The organism is Flavobacterium davisii, assembly GCF_019565505.1.
In the GTDB taxonomy this organism is placed as follows: domain Bacteria; phylum Bacteroidota; class Bacteroidia; order Flavobacteriales; family Flavobacteriaceae; genus Flavobacterium; species Flavobacterium davisii.
In genome coordinates, this window is sequence record NZ_CP067378.1 from 1,013,071 (window position 1) to 1,036,452 (window position 23,382).

Sequence of the window (23,382 nt, forward strand, 5' to 3'; positions counted from 1 at the left end):
TAATTAAAGGCTTGTGAAAACATTATTTTTCTATTTCCCGCCAAATGGCATCTGCTTTTGATTCGTTATCTGCATGATAAAAGGCAATTGCTAGAATTCGTTTTGCTTCGTTTGTATTTTGTTGTTCTTTTGATAATTCTTTTATTTTACCAATAGCGGCTTCTGGATTATCTAACAAATCGAAAACACAAGCAAGATTAACAAATGCCATAGTATAGTTAGGGTCTAAACTGATTGCTTTTTCAAAGTCTTTTTGAGCCGATTTTAAAAGTTGCATCATTTTGGCTAGGTCAGCTTCAGCACCTCTAGTTCCATTATAATTTAAACGGCTCGAGTTGTCCAGCTCTAAAGGATATAGAAAACGTTTTGGAAATTTGTGTTCTTCCAATGTTAACACTTTTAAATCTAAGGCGCTTAAGGTTTTAATTACTCCTAAATTATTGTAATTTTCACGTGATGGAAAATAAGTGTTGATTTCTTCCAATAGTTGCATTGCTTCATCATACTTTTTTGCTTCTTTTAACTGAATTGATTTTTGAAAAGCAAGATAGAGCTCACTAGTTTTTTGTTTCACGGCAATTGCCATTTGTTTTCTTTCTGCTTTTGAAGGATAACCTGGATTAGTTTCAGGTAATTGATATTGTTTGTAGATACCCTCTATAGTTTTTTCATAGCAATCAAAAGGATTGTAGCCTGCAATGGCTGCATAGAAAAACCCTTGATAATCGGCTTGAGTTTCTCTACTTATTTTATCGGACTTAGAAACCGTTTTTAATTTTTGAGCTAATTCAGCATTATTTTTTCTAACTACAAATGCAAAATCAGCACAAAAAGTATGGTCGTTATAGTAATGTGCTAATTCATGACTTAAAACTACGGCTAATGCATTTGTACTATCCTTACCAAAAGAACGACAGAGATCATAAAACTTACCATCTACCATAATAGTTGGCTGAGGTGAAGTTGTGTACAAAGCTGGTGTTGTTTTGATAGTATCTTTATTTAAAAAGGCTAATTTTGGAGCTGCTTTAGAATTGCCATAAGCCAATACTAAGTTTTTGAAAACAGATTCAATTTGTTTTTCTGTATGAGTTTGACCCATAGAGAAAAAAGAAATAAAAGCAAGTATTAATGTCGTGCTTAGTTTCAAATTATTTTGAAGATTTCTATTCATTTTCAAAAATGATTTTTTCTAATTCTTCTCTAACTTTATTATCTTTTACTTTTTCTAATTCAAGTGGAATTTCTGTTTTTTGTAATTTATAAAAATCGGATTTATCGTAAAAATAAAGTGAACCGTCAGCTGTTGTTAAAATAGATTCTTTACGATTTAAGGCTTTTTTGTAAACCGAAAGCGAAATCCCATCAAAAATATATTTATTATTTAATCCCGTTAATTTTTTATATTCTTCTATATATTCGGGGTTGTTATCTCTTTTTAAAGCCTCCTTTAAACCTTCAATTTTTTTACTGTAATCGATATAGTTAATTTTAAATCCTTTTTTGTTGTTTGAATCTGAATATCCTAATGCGCTCTGACTTGACAACACCGAAACAGCTGTGTCTTTAGCTGCTACAGAAGTTGATTTATCCTTAACTATTTCTTGTATTGGGTCTGTCTTGTCTAAATTCTTAACAGAATCCAAAGGTTTTTGATTATCCTTTGGAGTTACAACAAAATCTGTATCAGGTTGCTTTATTTCAGAATTTGAAAAGTAAACCCAAGTACCGATAGCCACAACAAAACAAGAGGCAACAGCATACTTAACCCATGTTAAAGAAAACACTTTAGAAGTAGTGGATTTTTTCGACACTGTAACTAATGATGTTGCCGCAGCGACATGAGAAAAATCGGTTAGTTCTTCATCCCATTGTTTGAATTTTTTTTTAAGGTTTTCTCTTTCGGTCTTTTTAATTGCAGCTTCTAAATCATTTTCAGGAATTTCAAATGTTACTTTTTCATAAGCTTTGGGTAATTCCTCTTTAATGCGTTCACGTTCTAATTTTGTTATTACACCTTTAACGGTTTTAAAATAGTTAACCTGTTCTAAAAAAAGCTTATCGTTTTTCGTTAATAAAATATTAATAGCTTCGTCGCTACCTTCTAAAACATGAAGTTCAGCAAGTTCCTTAATGAAAGTAGTATGAATTGATGTTAGTTTTTTAATTACTTTCTCTGGATCATTTAATTGTAATTCATATACAACTTTGAAACTAGGTTTAGCATCATTTTCGTAAAGTAAAATCGCTGCAGTAAATGCTTTCCAGAAATCATCATTCAAATTTAATTGATTGAAATTATTGTCCTTTTCCAATACTGGAAGCACTAATGATTTTATTATTTGTTCTGATTTCTTCATGTTTAGTTACTCAACTCATTGAACGCTAATTTCTCTAATCTTTTCTGGCATTTTGCTTTTTGTTGCTTTGTATTATCAGCATTAGAATAGCCAAAAACTTCCGTTAATTCGATCATACTTTTTTTATGATACCAAAACAACGTTAATAACTCATAGCAATGTCCGCCAGTTTCTTTTATTTTTAACAATGCTTTTTCAATTGCTTGAAAATAAGGTTCGTTAGTATTTTCAACTTCATCTAAAGAATCCTTAATATTTGGAATAGTATGATCTATATCTTGTATTTCATTATTATCTGCAAACTGGATGGTTAAATTTTTCTTTTTTGAGTGGTTTAATAGTTGATTTTTACAGACTGCATTAATATAGGTTTGAAATGAACAGTTTAAATCAAATTTATCATCAATTATTTTTTCATATAAAACGATTATTGCATCTTGATAAATATCTTCTAATTCAAATTCGTTAAATTGAGGAGCATACTTTTTTAGAAAACGAATGCTGTTATTTTTACATTTTTTATAAACAATGCTTAGATTGTCACTATCTTCTTTTATTTTAGATAATAAATCCTTGTCAGTAATCTGTATTAAGCTTAAAAGTTTATTCATTGTAGCGATTTAGTTTGTTTTTAAAATCGCTACAATTTAATAAATTTTGAGAAAATCACCTTTTAATTTTTTGTTTACGCCATTGCCATGGTGGTATGGAATTACATTGTTGCCATAAACCAACTTTTAATTTACGAGCTTGAATTTCCAATTTTGCATAGTCATTATTAGAGGAGTATTTTTTAAAGTGCCAAGCTAATCCATTTTTAACTAATTCTTTGTTGATGTTTATGTTATCACAAAACACCTCAGCAATCAATCTATTGTAATGGTCTCTTTTATCATTACTCACTATTTTTACCATTTTACCAAAACAAAGATCAGATGCTTTCCACTTAGCATTTTTCCCATAAGGTTGGTTTTTTTCAGGACAATCAATGTGATTTAAACGGATTGTTATTTCGGAATTGTTATACAATACTTTGAACGTATCGCCATCTTTGACTCCAACAACTTTTGCTTGAAAAGTTGTTGGAATTTGCGTTTGGCATAATGACCAATTATGGGTAAAAATTGTAAAGAATAGAATAGCTGCTATTTTCATTGCTTGATGAATTGGTTAATTGTATTTACTGTTATATCTGTTGCCTGTTCGCGATGTACCAGTTTGATATTTCTAGCATTCATTCTTTGTAACCAATCGGTCCAGTAGGCTTTTAAAATTTCGAAATCTTTACCTTTTCCTTTTTTTCGTTCGTTTACTTCGCAAATTAATATTTCAGAATTTGATAAATCTACGTTTACATTTGGAATGTTTAATCCTAAGATTGAAATCAATTCGTTTGTATTTCCAATATTTAAAGATTTGTATAACTGAGGTGCCAATTTTGTATAGGCTGCACTTTCTTCGGGTTCTAAATATCCATCTGTAATAATAACAATTTTATTTACGTAGTTATCAAATAGCGTATTCTTTTTAATTCTGCTTTCTAAGTATCTTTTGAAATAAAATACATAATCTGCACCCAGTGGTTTCTGAACTGCTGAATTGTACATTTTTTCTATCCCCAAATTAAATTGGTCAGTTTTATCAGCTGTAAAATACAATCGATTACTTTTTCCTTTATGATTTGATAAGTCAAATTGTAGATTATTTGCTATAGCGTTAAATTTTCCCTTAGCTTGTTCTACATCTGTTACATCAATTATCAACTTGTCTTTTGAATCCTGTTTTAGCATTGAAATTTCAACAAATGATTTCCAGATGCTTGAAAGAATAATTTTGTCATTAGCCACTTGATTTGGATTGTTAATTTCATCTAAAATTCTTCTTGATAAATCGGGAACTACAATTACATTTACGTTAGTTTTTGCAGTGGGTAACCACTCTAAACAATGTTTGATTTCTTTTTCATCTAAATTGAAAGTACTCAACTTTTTACGAAGCTCATCTTGAAATTCAACGGCAATACATTTATTTCCGTTTTCATCAGTTTCTAACAAATCGAATTTATATTTGTCAAAAATTGATTTTACTTCATTCACATTTGTACTAATTTGAATTTCATCGATAGCAGTATTCAATTTAGAAGGCATTGAGATTAGACTAATGAAAAGAATAAAAAACACTAATACTGCGATTAATATGTAAATTGGTTTTTTACTTTTAACTTTATTTGCTCTTTTTGTTTCCATAACTTAACTGATTACTCGTTTAGATTTTCAATTTTGAAATTCATCCAATTTGTTTGTACTCTAATTGCTTCATTATTTAATTTTAAAGCATCATCCGAATTGAAATTTCCATTGGTAAAATATTGCCAACCTCCCATAAATTCTCCGATTGCTGCTTTTAAAGTTGAAATGTTAATTGGGATGTCTCCAGCTTCATAACCACTTATGTTTTTTTCTTTGTCTTCAATTTTCGCATTGCATGATAAAATATCACTTTCGGCCTTAGCTATTCTCGATAAAATAAGGTTTAATTCATTTTTCTTTTCTTGAATTCTATCGCTAATGTTACTAAGCATTATTTTGGTTTTTTCATTTTCTGTTTTTAAATAGGAATGGCTTAACACATAGTTTAATAAGAATCCCCAAATGACATAAACTACAAACCCTAATATCAATACTAAGTAAAAATTAATATCCGAAAATATCATATTGAAATTCCACAATTCATTTGTACGACCAGCATTAAACTCATTGTTGTGTACTCCTTCGGCAATTTTATAACCAATGAAAGCATCGGCAATAAATGTTATAAAGAGCAATACCGAAATCAAAGCAAATTTTTGTGGTTTTCCTTTTTTAACCAATTCTTTATTTTCTTCTAATGCATTATGAATTAAAAATCCTAATCCTAAAAAAATCACTGGAAAAAGGATTATCAAAGCAAAAACCCCACCGCCTCGATTCAAAGCATCTGAAAAAACATTTGCATTTATGAAACCTAAACTTCCTTGCTTTATTCCATAAAAAGAAGAATAACCGGAAGAAGAGTAAAGGACAAACAAGTAAAGTGTAAGTAGAATTGTTATGAAAGCTCCAATGATAAAGGAAGTTGTATCACCTAATTCGCCTTCACCATTTTTTATGTCAATTCTATCTAATTCAAGTTCTTGAATTTCGTTTTCTTTATCAATTTTATTAGCGCTGTAAGCTGTGATTTCTGCTTGAAGATCATTTTTTCTGGTTTTTTCCAATATTACTTCTTCTCGCAATCTTGAAATTCTATTTTTAACACCAGTTTCGTCTAACTTTTGATCTTCTAAGAACTTGTCATATACTTTGTTTAAATAGCCATCAATACTTTCAGGATTTGATTTTGAATTTGTTGCTGATTGAAAGCCATACTGGGTTAATGTAATTTTATCGGAAGTTATACTTTCTTGCATATCGATTAATTTAAAATATTAAAAAAGATTTATTTTATGTAAGTTTTATTGCCATTGCTATTAATATAGTAAGTACCACCTCTAGGTCCAGTATAAATGGTTTGAGATGCATAAGTCTGCGTGTTAGTTTCAGCTGAAGAATAGGATGCTAAAAAATTAGCAGAACTATTACTATTATAACTATTATATGTTGGAGTTGTGTATGATGGAGTTGTATAAGCAGGTATTGTATATGAAGATGTTGCTTGTTTTGAATGAGAGTATACTGTAGAAGTATATTCTAGAGAATCATAAGATTTGGCCTTGAAATTAGAATAACGAGATGTGTTGTAAGAATATGACACACTCCTAGGTCTTGTACCGTGTTTACCAGTATGCGGATTAATATTACCTCTTGTTGTCCAATTATCATTAACAGTATGGTTTTTTTCCGTTCTATAGTGCCCCTTGACATAGGTTCCATTGCTTCTGTAATAGCCATCAACCCATACTTGTGACTGCGCAAAGGATAAAAATGATGTTAAAAACAAAGTGATTAAAAAGAATACATTTTTCATGATATAAGTTTTTATGTTAAAAATTAATTTATATCTATTTATATTCTTTATTTAAAAAGGTAACCCTATTACTAATGTTTTATGAATATTTATTTTTAAGAAGTGTTGTATATTATTAGTATACAGCGTTTTGATTTCACAAAAAAAAAGCGTCAATAGTATTGACGCTTGATTCCTATAAATAAATTTCCTCTCGTTTTTAGAATGCGATTGAGAGTATAGTATAATTTTGTTTAACTACGATGTCTAATGCGGATTATAGTTTGAAATTAGTTATTTTGGATTTTCTATAAATAAGTTAGTACGTTTTTTTACTAATTCTTTATAGCTCAATTTTGCATCTTCATTTAAAAAGGAATTATCAATTAATTGAATGGCTTTAGGTAACCATTTATGTAGTTTTTTGTAAACAGAATTTATCTGTTTTTCGTTCAATTTCAAGAGATCTCCAAATCTATCAAAGTATTTTTTATTAAAATTTTTCTTTTTACCTCCAAATTTCAATGCAGTATCTTCATCGTCTTTTGGTAAAATAATTTTTACGTTCAACAAATCATAAGCTGGGGATAATACCCATCCTATGTCTGATAACCACATTGAAAAGTTTTTCAAATGCATATCATTATTACCTATGATAAAATTGAAAAGTGTTAGTTCAAAATACCTCAATTTATCCAATAAGGTGTTCACGGATAATTCGCCTATAGTTTTTCCAAGTAATTCGGTTGTTCCTAAATATTTGTCTTCTAATTCAAGGATTTGTAAGAAATCAATCATATGAATTTTCTGACCTGCTTTTTTTCTATCAATTCTTTTAGTAATATAGCACAATTCGCCAGAAGCTAAACGAATCATATTAGAAGGCACTACATCAATTTTTAGCAATTCAGCTAATTTCATTGAGAGATGTTCATTTTCTGGCATCTGTGGGTATTGAGAATTTTGTGGTTTTAGGATATAGTTACCATCTAAGGCATCCATAATGGTTAAACGACCATCGTGTCCATTTTCTAAGGTTGATTTTATCCATCCTAGCGATAATTTAGGTTGCACACCAGGCACGGTTACTGATAATGCTACAGCATCCCTTGCTAATTGTTCCATTTCTTCTAAACGATATGGAAGAGCAGGGGCTAAGGAAGTGCCATAAAAAGCTTTGATACATTTATCGTGATAATCAAGATTAGTAATAGTAACTATTTCTTGATAACAATAGAGGCATTTAGACATCTTGATTTTCATTAATAGGGTGAATACTGACAGCTCCAATTGTATTTTGACAGCAGGCTAAAAGAAGTCCCATACGGTCATTTTTATTTATTTTCCAACTTTCGGAGGCAATATTTAGCAACCACCCCTCTGGAATTAAACCATCAAAAAAAGGGAATAATCTTTTACTTCTGTACGCCCGCCTTTGTACTGGCATATTGAAAGTTATAAATAAATCGGGAAAGTTTTCAATGTAATTTTCATCGTACACAAATTCATATTCTCCGCTATCTAACTCTTTTAAAATGCCCGATTGAATGTTGTTATATTTAACTATAGCTTGTCTCATGATTATTTTTCGCTAATGGGACCTAAAACATGTCCAAACATTTTCAATACCTGATTTACTTTTGATAGACTCAAGTTTTCTTTGCCTTGTTCAATTTTTCGAATAACCGTTAAAGCTACCCCCGCCTTTGTTGCAAACTCTTCCTGAGTAAGTCCAGCTTGTTTACGTCTCTTTTTAATAAAATCTGCAATCAAATCCATTTTTATATGCTTTTGAATATAAAAATAATAAAAAACATTCAATTATATGTAAATAGATATAAAAATATTAAAACAAGCTTGATTATATGTTTTTACATATAAAGATGAATAAACATTAAAAGCTATATGCAATTGCGTATAATTGATTTTTTTTATGGGTAAGTGGTATTGTCTTTATTTTGATTTTAAGAAAAGGTGTTCATTATATACTGTATTTGTGGGTATAAATGCTATTATTGTTACCGTTAAAGTAATGTTTATTTCACTGTTCCTTCTCGACAGACCCTTAGGTTATTATAGTAATTTCAAGGTTGAAAAGGGTTGATTTTAATATTGAGTAAATTCAATAAATAAAAAGATAGGGCTTCAAGCTTGGCTAATCTATATGTTTTTATTTCTCTAAATAACTTTCGATTTTTTTAAAAGCGTCTTCATCAAATTCATATCCCCAAGATTCTTTATAGATTAAGAATTCTTCTTTATTTTTAAGCTGTTGTATACAGTTCACTAATGTTTGAGCAAAATCGGAAATCGAGGAATCTATCGCAAAAATTAGACAATCGTTTATATTTGGAATTTCTTCATAAAAATAAATTTCTTTTGCGCTAAAGCCAAGACGTATCCAATCTAGTACATCGTATTGATTTTCCCAAATTAAAATTTTCAATTTATCATTTTCTTTAATAATTACCCGGGTTATTAATTGACCTTCACAATCATGTATGACGTGAAAAAGGTTGTCTAATTTTAGGAAAGGATTTACTTCAATGGGGTGTCCCGTTATAAGTTTTGAAAAATTTATTAGCAAATCATTTACTGGGTCGCAGACATAGCTAACCATATAGTCAATACTTTTTGTGTTTGTTGTTAAAGTAATATCCATCCAACCCGCGTCTATTTCTCCAATTGAAATAACTAATTTGGAAGGGTTGAATATTATATTGTCCAATAAATCCATACTAAAAATGTAATTAAATTATGGTGTGTTGAAAAATAAATCAACGTAAATTAGTGTCTGTTTTTTTTTTAAAATTCTTCAATTTTAGCAATTTTTGAAAGGTTTTAATTCTTTTAGAACCTTTAACTCGGAACTTTAAATATCCAAATTGTAAAATTTAATAAATAGGTGCAAGTTTATTAAAGGGTTTATCATAAAAACCTTGCCTTTAATAATAAAAATCAACTTCTGATCTATTGTTTTTTACGAAGATTTGAGTTTTTAGGAGCAACTGATTTACTTATCCATAATTATTATATCAAATGTCTTACTTTAATTTTCTTATATTTTTTACCTAATCCCATTAAAATGGCATCGTTATTTTTGATGATGAGTTCTCCTTTTTGAAGGCTGGCGATTGCTTGTTTTATTTCTACTAATTCACTTCCCGATACTCCATACATGTCTTTTAGTACGCCATCATTGATGGATTGTTGTTTCATTATTAATGGATATTGTGCGTTTGCGTAGAAATCAAAGAATTTACTTTTATATGCATCCATGTTTTGGGTTGCAAGTATGATACTCATGCCTTTGTTACGACCTACAGCTATTAAATCGCGAAGTGGTTTGTTATCAAAGCCTAACATGTAATGTGCTTCATCAATTATGGTGAAGTGACGTAGCTCTACTTTTTCTTTGTCATTGGCTTGTACAGGTAGGTTTTCATATATAGCATTTAGTTTCGAAACTATAAAATATACTATGGCTTTACCAATTGGGCCATCGTTTGGAAATTTGTCCATTTTTACAATGAAGCTATTTCCGATTAAGTCGATACGATCTTCGTTTGAAAACAAATTGGAACGTTCTAATTGACTCAATACCGCTTTTACACTGTCAGTTTTTTCTCTGTCTTTTTCGGGTTGAAGTTCTGTATAGCTTTCGATTATTTGAGTAAAGTTGATTGGTTTCCCTTTAGTGTCTTTATATGCATTAATTATTGCTGATGACAATCTTTCACTCATATTAGCACTAATAGTTGCCCTGTCTATTGATAACAAAGCATTGGCTAATTCTGTAGAGTATAAGTTGATTTCATTTTGTGTTTTGCCTACAAAATTTTTGAAAGGTGTAATAGGTAAAGGTTCTACCATTGGGTCTAAAATAGCCGAACGGTCTACTTCAAAATGACGTAACCAATCGTTGTTTGCCATGTCTGAAAACTCGCCTTTGTAGTCAAAGAATAGGAAGTTTACTGGATAATTACTTTCTACAGATAGTGAACGCATTTCGTTCATTAATACTGCTAATAAATTTGATTTACCAGAACCTGTTGTTCCTGCTACCAAAATTTGTGTATTGGTTACATTTTTACTATTCATATCTAAATAGGCATTGATGTCGCCATCATAACTACCGATATTTAAATTTAAGAATGGAATTTGACCTGCTTTTATAGACGCTGCAGTACTTACTTTTAACCAATCATGTAAAGTATCACCTTTCATCAGAATGTCAAAACCTCTAAAGATTTCTGCGTTTACAACTTTACTTTTTGAGATGTTATCTTCCCAATTGATATCTAAATCGTGATATCTTAACTTGATTAATGATGCTAGTATTCCGTTTAAATTGTGAACTGTAAATAGTGTTGGGTGAATACTATTTGAAGACATTTGCATGTTCAAATCGTCTTTTGTTCTTTTTTCTGTGTCGGACAAACCTGCGATTAAACACATACGCATCAATTTAGCATTACCTTTAGGAGTAACGTTTTTATGATTGTCTGTATAGTGTTTTAAATTTATATATTTTTCTAAACGTTCACGCAAATCATTCATTTTTGAATTTAGTGCTTCCGCTTGTCTTAAACCTGTTTCTATTGCTGCCATAACTTCCTAGTATTAATTTGGGAAATACCCTTCAACTACTTCTGTTAATTGATTTTCTTTATCGCGAACTAATGTGAATTTTTTTGCAATAAAATTTTCAATTTTTTCTAAATCGATATGTTTTCTTATTTCGCTATCGGTACTTAACAAAATAGTTTGATGTGACAACTTAGGGAAATAGTTTTCTAGAAGTGAAGCTCTACTACTTTCATCTAAATATCCCATTACTGTATCAATCATTACAGGTGGATTATAATCTCCGAAATAGTGTAGTGATTTCAAAAGTACCGGATAATAATTTGTTTAGATGCTGCATTTAATTCCTCTAAATAGATTTCGTTACCTGCTTTGTGGTAAATTTTGAATGAAAGATTACTTAAATCTTCCGACAGTTCAACACGATCAATTTGATTTTCATAAGCCACTAATGTTGTGTTTAAGTCATTTTTCATTGCTTCTTCAATGCGTGACTTTTTGTTAACCAATAATGCGTTTGAGACTTTTGTAAATAATGGTCCTAATTTTTTAAGTATTTCTAATTTTGGATTAGGAACTTCTTCATCTGATAAATCGAATTTTTTGATTTTAGTATCTAGTTTTTCAATATCGGATTTATAGCCTTTGATGGTTTCTTTGTGCTCTTTTATTTTGAGCTCGTTTGCCTCGAAGCTTTGAATGATTTCGTCACCACCGTCAACATCACTTTTTCTTAAATCTAACAACTGAATTTTTAAATTTGGTAAAGTAGCTAGTTCTTTTTCCAAACTTTCTTTTTGCTGTTCTATTATGGTAAATTGATTGATACTAGACCAACCCAGTAATTGTTCCAAATTAGTTACATCGTTTTTATCGATAAAATCATAATCGGCTTTGATATTGCCTTGATTTGATTTTTTTATGATGTATTCTTTAAGTAATCCTTTTTGTTCGTTTGTTAGTTCTGATTCTATTAAATTGTTTTCTTTTAAGAATGCTATTACTTTTTCTGAAATTTTAGTAACATGCTCTGGTTCAATAAAATCATTATTGTTTTTTTGACTTTTTTCAGCTAAAACTAACTCGATTTCGTTTTGAATGATGGAAATGAGTTTAGGTATAAATACCTGAATTTCTATATCATTTAAGAATCTTTCCGATTGTTCTATAAATAATGTCTCTCTGTTGAGAATGTCTTCTATTTTTCTTTCTACTAGTTGTATTTGTTCTTTGATATTTGCTTGTAGATTTTTACCTTCTTTAGCACTTTCATAAAACTCCTTTTGACTTAATGAATAGCTTAACGCACGTTCGTAATGCGTGTTAGTTGCTACTATTAATTCTTCAATTTTCTTCTTTTCTTCTAATAGATTTTTGTATTGATTGCGTTCTTCTTCAATTTCAATACCTTGTGCAATGTAGTCTTGTGTTAAAATATTAGTTGCATTGCCTAATTGAATGTATTTATTGAACCCCATTACGTTTTCAATATTTTCTTTGATGACTCTGTTAAGGTATTCGTCTTTTAATAAATTACCTGCTTCCATAGCATCAAACAAGAAATATTTACTCAATTCTTGTGGCAGATTGGCTTTGATGATTTTATTTACTTCGGCTTCTTTTTTTACTCTTTCTGCATGAGGCGTTGCTGTACCATATTGAAACACATCGCCATTAAGATTTAGTGTTACTGCTTCAACTGGGCTGTTTTGTGCATTGATGGTATATAAACGCTTGATGATGTATTTATAATCATTATGAAGCACTTTACCCGTGAAGTGAATTTCAAGTTCTATTTTATTAGAACTATTTCCTTCATTTTTTGCTCTTTCTCCAGCGTTTTGTAATTTGTTGAAGTATTCAAAGTCTTTCACTTTTAAACCGTAAAGTGCATAGTAAATGGCTTGAAACAAGGTGGTTTTACCACCACCATTTTCACCACCAATTAAAATAATAGGTTGCTCTTCGTTTACCGTTAAGTCTAAATCGAGTTCGCGATAGGTTTTAAAGTTTTTGGCAATAATTCTGGTAATTAGCATAATCCTTATATTTTGTTTAACGCCTTTTCGATGATTTTCTCAATCTTTTTGCTTTCAATATCTTCGTTATTTATTTTTAGGTTGTGGAATTCTTTTAATATATTTTCTTGTAACCATTCAAAATCTAAGCCTTGTTCTTCTGTTAGATTTTGAATGATATCCATATCTTCTTTACGGATTCCGTAGTGTATGAATGCTGTATCTAAACCTTTGTTTATCATAAACTTATATTTTTAACTTTAGATTCTTGTTAGCTTTTTGCTGTTTTTTTAACATGAACTTTTGAACGTGTTAACTTTTTCCGTTTTTTTTAACATGAGTTTCTAAACCCCATAACAATTTAAATTATAGTGATTAGTATATAAATGTTATTCTTTTGCGTTAACAGGGTCAAATCTATCCCAACCGTTCGTATCTTTTGTATTGGTGATTTTGTTTTTACAATACCACCAAGTTGTTGTTCCATTATTATCTTTAGGAATTAATATTCCTCCAATTGTTTTATGGCCTTTTTCATTTCTTTCAGCAATAAAATCTATTAGTGCATTGTGTTTTAAGTGTGCTTTTTCAGGCTCACTCCCCAAAGATTTTGTGTCAAACAAATAAGTTACACCTGTTTTACTTAGTATCACAAAATCAACATAAAAAAGACTTTGTTTTCCATTATTGTCAATGTATGGAACTGCAAAGTGTTCTTTTGCTTTTTCTCCATTTTTATACCACCAATGTAGATTTTCTTTTTGTACCTCTAAATAGGTAGCAAATCTAACCTCGGGGAAGAAGCTCTTTTGTATTCATAAAAAGGTTCTAATGCATGTTTTTCTACACTCTCTTTTTCATCATACAATTCATTATAAATTCTTTCAACAGGAACTTCCCATTTGTAATTTTGAATATCTTTTGTGGCTTTGTTTGCTTTTTTCTTCTTGCATTTCTTGATAACGCTCCTTTGCTTTTTCAATTAACTCGATGAAAATAGGTTGGTTATCGTTATACAACATTATTTTAATAGCATCATACTCGATGATACCAAAATAATCTTCAAAGAAATATTTCATAGCTCCTTCTAAAACAGGAGTACTATCGACCGCTGCATAAGGAGCCGTTAATGAACGACAAAAATCTCTAAACAAACGCGCTAATTCACTAGGCGTTTTGGCAAAACGAGCTGTTTCTGTAACTAATTGTGTTTCTACTTCACCAGTTAGTAATACATTTTCAGGAATTACAATTTCTATGGTATTGATATCCGTGTTGATGAATCGCTTTTTTAGTAATTGCTTATTGGTTTCGAAAAAATGGTCTGAACCTATTTCTCTTTTTAATTCCCAATTTAATTCTGCAATTTCATACAAGGCAGTTCTAAATTTTGCCCCTAAACGATTTCTAACAATACGAGTATTGATGTAAGTAGAATCTAAATAAACTGGTATGTAGTTTTCAATTCTACGAGCCTTGTTCATGGTGATATAACTCATGTCATCTTGAACTATTTCTATTTGATTTTTACTTAAATTGGTAAAAACATATCCTTGATTTAATAATGGATTAGGATAATGCTTCTGTTCCGGCATACGCAAAATTCTACCTACCGTTTGAATCGTGAATGTGGTACTTTTTAATTCTCTAAAAATTAAAAGAACACCTGCACGAGGACAATCCCAACCTAAAGCTATGGCTTGTTTGAATAATAATACTTCCACCATATTATCTGGTTTTTCAATATCGGCTACATTGTCTTTTCTGCCTGATAACCAAACGGCTAGTTTATTATTGCTAACAGTAATATTGTAGTTGTATTCTAAATTTTGTAACACCACATCGATATATTTTTCATCATCGGCTGTGTTGTTATCACTAGAATCGTTTGGTAATTGGATTAACAATAAAGGATTGATTTTTACACCTAAATTTTCATAGGCTTGACGTAATGCTGACCTTTTTGCTAATGCTTGCTCTAATAAAATTTCTTCTAATGAACGCCCTTGTTGTTGTATGGTATCTAAAGCTGGATTTAAAATGATTCCTTCTTTAATCATTTCTTCTGCAATAACGTCTTGACGCTCTACCAAAGTTCTGTAATCACTATTTGTTGTAGGTGTTGCCGATACTCTAATTTCTACTTTTGGATATATTTTTTGTAATACTTCATTGGCACGTTTTGCTGTTTTTGTATTCGCAAACATGTGTTCTTCGTCTATAATGACAATGATTTCTGTATCGTTTAATTTGGCTTTGTTAATGAAACTATAAAGATTTTTATTGGTTTCATTTTCTTTAATCATCGTGTTTTTCTCTTTATTGATGCTTTCCCAATTTACAAACAACACTTCGTTTGGTAGTAATTCATCGTTAGAAACATCTTCAAAGAAAATAGGTTTTATGGAACGCATTTCGGCAAAAAAGCCTTTCATAGCGTTGTAACTTTGAATGTATAATTTGTTAGGCGCTATCCAAATAAAAGCCGCTTTACGTTTTTCTAATTCATAACGTTCTGGTAATTCTTCACAAAACTTGTTTAGCAATGATGCCATCATTACAGTTTTGCCAGAACCTGTGGGTGCTTTGAAAATTAAATTTTGTCTTGCACCGAGTCTTTTTAATAATTTATATAGGTTTTTCGTAAGGTCGTTTACGGCTTCTTCTTGGTATTTTTTTAAATGTATCATAAATTATTTACTTCCAAAATTGTTCTTGTTTCCAGTTCTTTGGAAAACCCATTTCTTTTTCTTGTGCCAAAGGGCAATTACTCATTAATGCTACTAAATTTGCTTTAAAGTTATGATTTGGACTAATATTGTTTAGTATATACATAATATTACAAAGTATAGCATAGGTTTTATTTGTGTAAAAAGTTTTGTTTTCTACATATGGATAAAGTGTCTTTCTTGGAATGGTTATTTCTGGTAACCTACGGTTCCAAACTCTACCATGGTGTGCACAAGTATTTCTTAAAATACTAAAACAATACATCCAGTTGCATAATACATCTACATCTTTTAAACCATAATAAGTTGCTACACTAGTTTTAGTAGCATCTTTTTTTAAATTCTTAAATAGTTTGGAAAGTAATCCCATACTGCTAACCTCAAGACTCATCCAGCTTGGCGGACTTGTAGGTTTTGTATATTTATTTTTGTAATGTTTTATAAACGTTTCATTACTACGGTCTATTTCTTTTTCTAAACTGGCTATATGTTCAGCAAAGTACACTGGGTTGTTATACAATTCTGGTTTTAAATGCCAATGACTTCCATGAACCAAAGCATATTGATAGATAATTTGTGTTCTGAAGGATACCTCAATTTTTTCGATAGCATTAAAAATCAACAAGCGTAATTGTCTATCAAAAACGTATAAATGAATGATTTCTTCAAATGAAATTTTCTTTTTAAAGGGATGGTTTTCTGCTTCGTTATCTTGAAATGGATAGGTATAGGCACGTAAACGATAATAACTGATGTTAGACAAATAGTGTGATGCTTTTTCTGGATTAGCAATTTCAAGCCCTCTCGCTTGTAATTTTTCTATTTGTTCGGTAATGGTGATGGGTGCTTTTTTATACTGCATGGCTTATAGGATTTAAGGATACAGTATAAAAATCGAAAACCTGCCAAAGTGTGCATCGTAGAGAGGCATGGCAGGTATTATTACCAGCAAAAATACAACTATTTTTTATGTATTTGTAATATAAATTCATTTTTTTAAGAATTTAACATTTTAATGGGCGTCTTGATTGAACAAATTTTCTTCTTCGCCTACTGCATCTTCCTCTAACACAGGAACAACTTCACGTTTCTTTTTAGGCAACACATTTTGATACGCTTTGTAAATAGCATCTGGTAAGGCACAAAGGGTAATTAAGGGCAACACCTCTTCAAAGTCTTCTGTGAAAGGATATTGTCCATGGCTAAATACATATACTTTTACAGGGTTGTCGTTTGTTTTTTGAGTATGCAACGCTTCAATGATTTCGAAACTATCTTCAATACGCACTTCATCATAGATTACAATAAATTGTGCCGTTTTACTAGTAAAAGCTTTGAACCATTTTTCCTTTGAAGGAAACGCTGTATAACAATCTTCTTTGATACATAACAGTTCTGTAGCTAAATAGGTTAATTCGCGTTTGTTTTTCAAAGAGGTATCACGACTCACAAACTCGCTTTTATAATAACGTAGATTGTTATTTTTTAACCCCTCTACAGCAACTCCTTTGGCATTGGTATAACCTTGAATTACGCGTTTATTGCGTTCATAAGTAACTTCTTCACAAATGTTATTTTCGTTGTTGGTTACTAAAATGCACTGACGATTCCCACCATCTTCGAAATTGAGTGCCATTGTTGCATGAAGTGTTGTACCTGAGCCTGCAAAAAAATCAAGAATTATTTTTGGATTTGGATGAATATTCTTGAGAAGATATTGTGAAGCTGAAGTTACTTTTGGATATGGAAAATTTATATTCAAATCTTTCATCAGAGCTTCATCTGAAGCTCCATTATTGTATATGGAAGGGATAACTTCTGATAAATTTTCTTTTAGTAAATATTTTTTTCGAGGCTGTGTATTTTCATCTTTCCCAAATATAATTAATCCATCTTTTAATAATTTATCCATTGTTCTGTCTGGATTCCTCCAACCTTTAGCAGGAACAGGACAAGATTTATTTGTTACAGGATGAATTAATGGTCTATGAGATCGTGTTTCGGGCTTATCAGGTGCTGCCATAGAAACACTTTGATAAACATTGCCATTTTCATCAATAAATTGGTAGGCTTTTTCACCACCTGAAAAATCTTGTTTAGAAATCCAAGATTGAAATTCAGTATTTACTAATTCTAAATCGTAGGTCACTTCAAAATCTTTAATTATTTCCTTTGAATAATTAAAAGGCTTTATTACTTCTTTTATTGATTCTGGTATTTGTTTTTTACCTATTTTTAAAAATAGTGTTTTAGCCTTATTCAATATCGTTAATGCGTTTGGTTTTGATCTGGTTAGAATATTTTCTAAATTTTTAAAATTCTCTTTGTTTTTCGCGTAAATCAAAACATATTCGTGCATTGTCGCGACACCTGCGACTTCTCCTTTTGGGTTCAATTTGTTCCAAATAATTACTCCAAGAAAATCATTATTAGAGAATATTTCCGTTTCAAGTAGTAAGTTTAGTGCATCAAATTCATTTTCATCAATATGACATATAAAAACACCTTCCTCTGTTAATAACCTTTTTGCAATTTTTAATCTTTTAGAAATAAAATTTAACCAAGTAGAATGTTTGAACGGGTCTTCTTTTAAAATCCACTTATCATTATATCTAAATTCGTTTTCTTTTCCGGTATTGTATGGTGGGTCAATGTATATTACATCAATTTTATTTTCGTGAGTAAAAGTCAAAGCTGTCAAAGCATGAAGGTTATCTCCTTCTATCAATACATGATTTGGACTATCATCATTTCCGCTTACGATTGCTTTTTCTTTTACTTCTTTTAAAACAGGAAGATTTTCTCGTAGTTGTTCCTCAACTTGTTCTGGATTGTCTTCCCAAACTAAACCGTATTTCTTTTTAGTATTTACTAAATTGATTAGGTAAGCACGTTCGTCTTGCGAAATGCCATCGAGTTGTTTTATTTTTGAGATAAGGTCTTGTTTGTTCATGTTTAATTCCAAATAATTTTAATGATATCGGCTAGTAGTCTGTGTCGTTCTTCTAATTCTTCTGGACCGAAAACTTCCATAGGTCTTATATTTAGATTGTATTTTCTCATTAAAAGTTGCAAATCAATATTAGAGTGGTACGTATCTGGATGAAGCGTAGAATTCCAATACAACGTTTGAACATAGGTTCTTAATTTATCTTCATAAAGCTCATTTCCACTTGATTGATTCGTATTTCCTCTTAATAAAAGTAAACCACCCAAGCGGTTTCGTTCTCTTTCAAACACTTCTGTATCATTATTAAATATGGCTAAATTTTGTTCGTTATAAGAAAGTATATGTTCAATGTGGTAGCCATTTACGTAGCCATTATTTCTAATTAAATTTTCAAAATTTTGTTGCATTTCAGCACCAGTTTCATGAGAAATAAAATGTTCTATTCTTGAAAAGAAATATCTGTTGAAACGAGTTGGTAAGTCTGCATAACCAACATCTTTAAAATAATTGTAATTGAATATCTCTGTTATTGTTGTATTCTTAATATCTGATAAAGCTTTTAAAATATTAGTTTTAAAAACTCCTTTAATTTCATTTGCAGATTTTTCTCTAATATCATTGCTTATAGCATATAATAAATCGGCAATTAAATTGTTAACATATGCTTTTTGTAAATGTAGCATTGCAAACATTTTGTCATATTCATAGCCAATAATCCTTATTTTTTCATCTTCTTCAGTGTCATTCAATTTACAAGCACTTAATATCAATAAATAGTGACCAGCTAAATCATTCAATTGATTGTAAAATAAATGTTCAAAGCTCGGTTCAAAATAAGAACGAAGACGTTTTATTTTACAATATAGATTCGTAAAGTATATAAAATCATTTTGAAGAAACTTTTTAGTATTGGCAGCATTTCTATTTAGTTTAAAATATTCTTCAACTTCTCCAGTAAAAAGAACTCTATGATAATTTTTAGAAGTGTATTTCTCTGCAATACCTCTAGAAGAAACAATTTTTGAACGAATATAGGTTTCAAAGAAATTATCAATTTCATCAAAGTCAGAAGCTGAATTTGCTACACCAACTAAGTTAATTTGAGTTTCCCATATTTTGTTTAATCCTAAAAGTTCTAGTTCTTGTTTATCAACTTGTCCTAATAGTTTTCCTTTTAATATTTCATGTGGTTTTAGTCTTACACCTCTATCATTGATTACTTCAAAAACCATAGGTACATCAGTTTGCATTACCTCAAGTTTAACAATTTCAAGTTTTTTAAGCATATAAAATGCAAAGGTTTCAAACTTATGTTTTGTTTTTAAATCATTTTCTAACCAATTTTTAATAACCTTGGAATTATCAACCATGTTTTTAGCAGTAACTCCAGATTCAGTTGGAATTTCATTAAAAGGAAGACCTTTTAATAGTCCTTCCAATGTTAGCAAATGATTTTGATGTTGCAACCAAAAGTTTTTCTTTGCGCCAGAAGTTCCGTGAATTCTGTCTTTAATCCATTGACTAAATTCACTTTCTAAAGAGTTACTTATATGATATAATTGAATTAAAATCAATGTTAAGGTTGTAAATCTTTGCTGACCATCAACTAAAAACACTTTTCCACTTATGGTGTTGGTAACATAAGTGTTAAGGAAGTAAAAGCCTATTCTATCTCCTGCAAGCTCTGAATCAACTGAATCATCAATTTTTTGATAATCTTGATTGAATTTATAGAAAATATCATCCAATAATCTCTCTACAGGTTCTCTATTCCATTTGTATTGCCTCTGGTAAAAATCAATATAGTATGTTGTTGCTGAAAAAACTTGTTCAATATTTTGTGGAATTGGTGAAATGGCCATAATTTTTTAATCTTATTTCTTTTATTTATTAGAGTTGATTTATTACTAAAATTTTCTGTTGTTTAGAATATTTTAATTATATTTTTTTTTGTCTTCTAAATCATCAAACAAAAAAGTTTGAATATACTAATAATCAAATACTGTAATGTGACTGATTCAATTTTCATTTTTAATTTTTTTTAATGGTGAATCACTATCATAAGGAACTTTACCCGATGGTACAACTTTAGAAGCAGGGTTTAAATGTGTTTCTTGATCATCAAAGAAAATATGAGCTCCAAAAGCTTCTAAAATTTTATCTTTAGATAAGCCACCTAAAAAATACACCTCGTCTACATATACATTCCACTTGCGTAGGGTTTTAATAACTCTTTTGTGTGAAGGAGCATTTCTAGCTGTTACTATTGCCAATCGTAAAGGTGAATACTCTATTCTCATTGGAAGGTGCTCTTGAATTTTTGAAAGCTTGATTAATAATTTAGCAAAAGGACCTTCATTCAACGGGTCATCTTCATGTTCTTTTTCATATTGATGAAATGAATCCATGCCTTCAGTTTTATAACGTAATTCAGATTCATCTGAAAACAAAACGGCATCTGCATCAAAAGCAATTTTTACTCTGGCATCTTTAGGAGTAAAAGAGGTAGGAGGTGCATATAATAAGGCTGCAGCACTTTGCTTACTATCAATCACCGCTTGGACATCTATGGCATCTTTTGATAAAAATAAATCTACATCATAAGCATCTATATAGGGAGCCAAAGGTTCTCCACCAGTTAAGGCAACTCTAGTAATAGGTAACTTATATTTTTCAATGGAATTCAAAACCCGCATTCCAGTCTCAGGACTGTTTCGTGACATCACAACCACTTCAACAATTTGTTTTTCTGCAATTTTATTAAGTTCTAATAAACTTTGTACTAAATAAAAAGCTGTTCCGAGGCTCTAAAATTTCATCTTCATGCTGTAATTGATAATCTCTAAAAGCTTCGATGCCTTGTGTGTCAAAAATTTGATTTTCAGTTTCAAGATTAAATAATGCTCTTGTAGATACCCCAATTACAAGTATTTCAGCAAAGTTTAGTGACATTTAGTTTTTTTACAATATTACAAAATTGATTATTATATAAAAAGTCTAAGTAATGGGTTTTAAAATAAATAATTTATTACTAACTTAATGGTTAAAGCATGTTGTTTTCGCTTTTTTGTGTTATTTATAAAACATTTTTTTTTCGAATTCAGCAATGATTTAGTTTCTATGTAAGAAAATATTTTTGTCACCTTTTTATCCACTGATTTCGTATCAAAACACACCAAATTAAACATTTCCCGCATGCGACTCCGTAGGCGATTTACGTAAAAATTTTCAATTTAAGATGCTGAGAGGTTTGTGGTTAGGTGGGTTATTGAGTTGTTGAAAACAAAATCTTCACAACGGGAAATTAGAATTTCAGCCATGACATTGCAATCGTTACCAAAATGTTTGATTTGTTGTTCGACGCCTAAATCGTCAAAGCAATATCCAGATAGACGGTTTTGGAGTGGTGCTTTTAGGGTGTAGGCTTGGAGCGCTTCGAAGCCATTTTTAGCAAATTCGAAGGAGACTTCACGACAGGTTTTTAGTTTGTAATCATTTTTGGGTTTCATGAATGGTTTTACTAAATACATTAGAGACGTTTTCCCGCATCCAATTTTTCCAGACAATAAAATCCCTTTGTTGAGCGAAATATTCAATCTACGGGCTTCTTTTTGGTCTTGAATCGCATAAATGATTAAGATGTAGATAGTTGGTTGGTCTAATTTGTCGATTTTGAATTTTTGACCATAACGAATTTTCCCTTGTTGTTCGATGTAGCTTAGGCAGGTTGGAAAGTGATAGATTTTGGTGTTGTTATGGATGGTGTAGGTGTCGGATAGCGTGAGTTGTTTCATTGTTTTGAGTTTAAAAGTTTATGAGTTTATGAGTTTATGTGGGGGCGGGTTAGAGCGGTTCCGCATAGTTTTTATCTTGGTTGGTGTTGAGGTGGTTGGGTTTTAAGTTTCCGTTTTGGGTGGTTTTATAATTTTGGCTGTTGAGCATCCAGTTACGAGCGGCGGCATGCCAATCTTTCATTTTTGTTTTTCCACCTACAAGCCAACCGTTGCTTTGGAAATAGTTATAAAATTTTTCTGCTTCGAGACGGGTACTGGATTTGGCGATAAAATATTCAAACACCCTGTCCCAATTTGGCGGGATATTTTTGGACTCAGGATTTCGGGAGCGGTTTGGTTTATCTTCGTTTAGAATTTCGAGTTCGGGAAAAAGTCCGGGCGTTTGATTTTGGGCGGTTTGTTTTTTTATGCGGTTAGTGGTTTTAGAAGATTGAATTTCTTGTTCATTTTTTGGCTCGCTTGATTGGTCAAATGCAAAAACATTTGACTGTTTACAATGTTTATTTAATGTTTTAATATGTTTATTATTATATATACTATATAGGCGTTCGAGAGGTTGTTCAGGAGGTTGATTAGTAGGTTGGTCAATAGGTTTTTCATTTTTTGAAATCGAGTTGTTTAGTTTTTGAACCCCTTTTTTAGAGGGATTCAACACATTTTCTAAAGGAATAATTTCGATTTCGGTACGCGTATAGGAACTGTAAGAAGGTGTGTAAATAATGAGTTCTTTTTCTTCTAGAATTTTGATGCATTTGTGATAAGTAGCTGTAGAGCTAATTTTGCTTGCTAACATGATTTCCTCACGTGAAGCGTGGATGGGCGACTTGAAACGGTTGTGATTCCAGATTTGGAAGATGGCTAAATAGACACTGATAACCGAAGGATTGATTTGGTCGTCGAACTTGATTTTTTCGAAGAAACCTGATAGGTGTTTGATGTAGTTCATTTTTAAGTTATGAA

General features: G+C 30.6%; 24 protein-coding genes. All 24 read right to left on the reverse strand.

The window, feature by feature from the left end; translation table 11 throughout:
* Positions 1-22: 22 nt before the first annotated feature.
* The 24 genes from JJC05_RS05035 to JJC05_RS05150 all read right to left on the reverse strand — a co-directional run bounded on the left by JJC05_RS05035 (position 23) and on the right by JJC05_RS05150 (position 23,368).
* A complete protein-coding gene (locus JJC05_RS05035) occupies positions 23-1,174 on the reverse strand; it encodes a M48 family metalloprotease (RefSeq protein WP_235878451.1) in 1,152 nt (383 codons plus the stop codon).
* Positions 1,167-2,360 (reverse strand): hypothetical protein, encoded by a 1,194-nt coding sequence (locus JJC05_RS05040; RefSeq protein ID WP_235878452.1) that lies wholly within the window; start codon positions 2,358-2,360, stop codon positions 1,167-1,169. The genes JJC05_RS05035 and JJC05_RS05040 overlap by 8 nt, the downstream gene beginning before the upstream one ends.
* 2 nt (positions 2,361-2,362) lie before the next feature.
* Positions 2,363-2,971: a sigma-70 family RNA polymerase sigma factor gene (locus JJC05_RS05045; RefSeq protein WP_235878453.1), complete on the reverse strand. Its 609-nt coding sequence runs from the start codon at positions 2,969-2,971 to the stop codon at positions 2,363-2,365.
* A 55-nt stretch (positions 2,972-3,026) separates the two neighbouring features.
* Positions 3,027-3,515 carry a thermonuclease family protein gene (locus tag JJC05_RS05050; RefSeq protein ID WP_127823671.1) on the reverse strand — a complete coding sequence of 163 codons (489 nt, stop codon included), beginning with the start codon at positions 3,513-3,515 and terminating at the stop codon, positions 3,027-3,029.
* Complete coding sequence (locus JJC05_RS05055; protein ID WP_127823670.1) at positions 3,512-4,495, reverse strand: hypothetical protein; 984 nt, start codon at positions 4,493-4,495, stop codon at positions 3,512-3,514. The genes JJC05_RS05050 and JJC05_RS05055 overlap by 4 nt, the downstream gene beginning before the upstream one ends.
* A gap of 122 nt (positions 4,496-4,617) precedes the next feature.
* Positions 4,618-5,808, reverse strand: a complete 1,191-nt coding sequence (locus tag JJC05_RS05060) for a hypothetical protein (protein WP_235878454.1) — start codon at positions 5,806-5,808, stop codon at positions 4,618-4,620.
* A gap of 29 nt (positions 5,809-5,837) precedes the next feature.
* On the reverse strand, positions 5,838-6,365 hold the full coding sequence (locus tag JJC05_RS05065) for a hypothetical protein (protein ID WP_205728020.1): 528 nt from the start codon (positions 6,363-6,365) through the stop codon (positions 5,838-5,840).
* A gap of 273 nt (positions 6,366-6,638) precedes the next feature.
* Positions 6,639-7,595, reverse strand: a complete 957-nt coding sequence (locus tag JJC05_RS05070) for a HipA domain-containing protein (RefSeq protein WP_164849134.1) — start codon at positions 7,593-7,595, stop codon at positions 6,639-6,641.
* Positions 7,588-7,923: a HipA N-terminal domain-containing protein gene (locus JJC05_RS05075; protein ID WP_127823668.1), complete on the reverse strand. Its 336-nt coding sequence runs from the start codon at positions 7,921-7,923 to the stop codon at positions 7,588-7,590. Before JJC05_RS05075 ends, JJC05_RS05070 begins: the two co-directional genes overlap by 8 nt.
* 2 nt (positions 7,924-7,925) lie before the next feature.
* On the reverse strand, positions 7,926-8,123 hold the full coding sequence (locus JJC05_RS05080; RefSeq protein WP_127823667.1) for a type II toxin-antitoxin system Y4mF family antitoxin: 198 nt from the start codon (positions 8,121-8,123) through the stop codon (positions 7,926-7,928).
* 391 nt (positions 8,124-8,514) lie between these two features.
* Positions 8,515-9,081, reverse strand: a complete 567-nt coding sequence (locus JJC05_RS05085) for a hypothetical protein (RefSeq protein WP_235878455.1) — start codon at positions 9,079-9,081, stop codon at positions 8,515-8,517.
* Between the two features lie 293 nt (positions 9,082-9,374).
* Positions 9,375-10,955 (reverse strand): ATP-binding protein, encoded by a 1,581-nt coding sequence (locus tag JJC05_RS05090; RefSeq protein WP_235878457.1) that lies wholly within the window; start codon positions 10,953-10,955, stop codon positions 9,375-9,377.
* Between the two features lie 12 nt (positions 10,956-10,967).
* Positions 10,968-11,195 (reverse strand): hypothetical protein, encoded by a 228-nt coding sequence (locus JJC05_RS05095; protein WP_235878458.1) that lies wholly within the window; start codon positions 11,193-11,195, stop codon positions 10,968-10,970.
* A 38-nt stretch (positions 11,196-11,233) separates the two neighbouring features.
* Positions 11,234-12,970: an AAA family ATPase gene (locus JJC05_RS05100; RefSeq protein ID WP_235878459.1), complete on the reverse strand. Its 1,737-nt coding sequence runs from the start codon at positions 12,968-12,970 to the stop codon at positions 11,234-11,236.
* A gap of 5 nt (positions 12,971-12,975) precedes the next feature.
* Entirely contained in the window at positions 12,976-13,191 is a 216-nt protein-coding gene (locus JJC05_RS05105; RefSeq protein ID WP_127823663.1) for a DNA modification system-associated small protein, read from the reverse strand.
* Between the two features lie 147 nt (positions 13,192-13,338).
* A complete protein-coding gene (locus tag JJC05_RS19105) occupies positions 13,339-13,764 on the reverse strand; it encodes a hypothetical protein (protein WP_508625126.1) in 426 nt (141 codons plus the stop codon).
* A 69-nt stretch (positions 13,765-13,833) separates the two neighbouring features.
* Entirely contained in the window at positions 13,834-15,639 is a 1,806-nt protein-coding gene (locus tag JJC05_RS05115; protein ID WP_235878461.1) for a DEAD/DEAH box helicase, read from the reverse strand.
* Between the two features lie 7 nt (positions 15,640-15,646).
* Positions 15,647-16,540 carry an Abi family protein gene (locus tag JJC05_RS05120; protein WP_235878462.1) on the reverse strand — a complete coding sequence of 298 codons (894 nt, stop codon included), beginning with the start codon at positions 16,538-16,540 and terminating at the stop codon, positions 15,647-15,649.
* A gap of 150 nt (positions 16,541-16,690) precedes the next feature.
* A complete protein-coding gene (locus JJC05_RS05125) occupies positions 16,691-18,631 on the reverse strand; it encodes a site-specific DNA-methyltransferase (protein WP_235878463.1) in 1,941 nt (646 codons plus the stop codon).
* A gap of 2 nt (positions 18,632-18,633) precedes the next feature.
* Complete coding sequence (locus JJC05_RS05130; protein ID WP_235878464.1) at positions 18,634-20,490, reverse strand: DUF262 domain-containing protein; 1,857 nt, start codon at positions 20,488-20,490, stop codon at positions 18,634-18,636.
* 156 nt (positions 20,491-20,646) lie between these two features.
* Complete coding sequence (locus JJC05_RS05135; RefSeq protein ID WP_374226338.1) at positions 20,647-21,351, reverse strand: 5'-nucleotidase; 705 nt, start codon at positions 21,349-21,351, stop codon at positions 20,647-20,649.
* A 37-nt stretch (positions 21,352-21,388) separates the two neighbouring features.
* A complete protein-coding gene (locus JJC05_RS05140; RefSeq protein WP_235878466.1) occupies positions 21,389-21,580 on the reverse strand; it encodes a 5'-nucleotidase in 192 nt (63 codons plus the stop codon).
* Between the two features lie 281 nt (positions 21,581-21,861).
* Positions 21,862-22,422, reverse strand: coding sequence for a P-loop NTPase family protein (locus JJC05_RS05145; protein WP_258929508.1), 561 nt, complete (start codon positions 22,420-22,422; stop codon positions 21,862-21,864).
* Positions 22,423-22,471: 49 nt separating this feature from the next.
* Positions 22,472-23,368, reverse strand: coding sequence for a transcriptional regulator (locus JJC05_RS05150; RefSeq protein WP_235878467.1), 897 nt, complete (start codon positions 23,366-23,368; stop codon positions 22,472-22,474).
* Between the last annotated feature and the right edge of the window lie 14 nt (positions 23,369-23,382).

Excerpts from the sequence above, each read along its gene's own strand:
- JJC05_RS05035 (WP_235878451.1), bottom strand. The coding sequence starts at position 1,174 with ATGAATAGAAATCTTCAAAATAATTTGAAACTAAGCACGACATTAATA.
- JJC05_RS05040 (WP_235878452.1), bottom strand. The coding sequence starts at position 2,360 with ATGAAGAAATCAGAACAAATAATAAAATCATTAGTGCTTCCAGTATTG.
- JJC05_RS05045 (WP_235878453.1), bottom strand. The coding sequence starts at position 2,971 with ATGAATAAACTTTTAAGCTTAATACAGATTACTGACAAGGATTTATTA.
- JJC05_RS05050 (WP_127823671.1), bottom strand. The coding sequence starts at position 3,515 with ATGAAAATAGCAGCTATTCTATTCTTTACAATTTTTACCCATAATTGG.
- JJC05_RS05060 (WP_235878454.1), bottom strand. The coding sequence starts at position 5,808 with ATGCAAGAAAGTATAACTTCCGATAAAATTACATTAACCCAGTATGGC.
- JJC05_RS05065 (WP_205728020.1), bottom strand. The coding sequence starts at position 6,365 with ATGAAAAATGTATTCTTTTTAATCACTTTGTTTTTAACATCATTTTTA.
- JJC05_RS05070 (WP_164849134.1), bottom strand. The coding sequence starts at position 7,595 with ATGTCTAAATGCCTCTATTGTTATCAAGAAATAGTTACTATTACTAAT.
- JJC05_RS05075 (WP_127823668.1), bottom strand. The coding sequence starts at position 7,923 with ATGAGACAAGCTATAGTTAAATATAACAACATTCAATCGGGCATTTTA.
- JJC05_RS05080 (WP_127823667.1), bottom strand. The coding sequence starts at position 8,123 with ATGGATTTGATTGCAGATTTTATTAAAAAGAGACGTAAACAAGCTGGA.
- JJC05_RS05085 (WP_235878455.1), bottom strand. The coding sequence starts at position 9,081 with ATGGATTTATTGGACAATATAATATTCAACCCTTCCAAATTAGTTATT.
- JJC05_RS05090 (WP_235878457.1), bottom strand. The coding sequence starts at position 10,955 with ATGGCAGCAATAGAAACAGGTTTAAGACAAGCGGAAGCACTAAATTCA.
- JJC05_RS05095 (WP_235878458.1), bottom strand. The coding sequence starts at position 11,195 with ATGATTGATACAGTAATGGGATATTTAGATGAAAGTAGTAGAGCTTCA.
- JJC05_RS05100 (WP_235878459.1), bottom strand. The coding sequence starts at position 12,970 with ATGCTAATTACCAGAATTATTGCCAAAAACTTTAAAACCTATCGCGAA.
- JJC05_RS05105 (WP_127823663.1), bottom strand. The coding sequence starts at position 13,191 with ATGATAAACAAAGGTTTAGATACAGCATTCATACACTACGGAATCCGT.
- JJC05_RS05115 (WP_235878461.1), bottom strand. The coding sequence starts at position 15,639 with ATGATACATTTAAAAAAATACCAAGAAGAAGCCGTAAACGACCTTACG.
- JJC05_RS05120 (WP_235878462.1), bottom strand. The coding sequence starts at position 16,540 with ATGCAGTATAAAAAAGCACCCATCACCATTACCGAACAAATAGAAAAA.
- JJC05_RS05125 (WP_235878463.1), bottom strand. The coding sequence starts at position 18,631 with ATGAACAAACAAGACCTTATCTCAAAAATAAAACAACTCGATGGCATT.
- JJC05_RS05130 (WP_235878464.1), bottom strand. The coding sequence starts at position 20,490 with ATGGCCATTTCACCAATTCCACAAAATATTGAACAAGTTTTTTCAGCA.
- JJC05_RS05135 (WP_374226338.1), bottom strand. The coding sequence starts at position 21,351 with ATGTCACGAAACAGTCCTGAGACTGGAATGCGGGTTTTGAATTCCATT.
- JJC05_RS05140 (WP_235878466.1), bottom strand. The coding sequence starts at position 21,580 with ATGTCACTAAACTTTGCTGAAATACTTGTAATTGGGGTATCTACAAGA.
- JJC05_RS05145 (WP_258929508.1), bottom strand. The coding sequence starts at position 22,422 with ATGAAACAACTCACGCTATCCGACACCTACACCATCCATAACAACACC.
- JJC05_RS05150 (WP_235878467.1), bottom strand. The coding sequence starts at position 23,368 with ATGAACTACATCAAACACCTATCAGGTTTCTTCGAAAAAATCAAGTTC.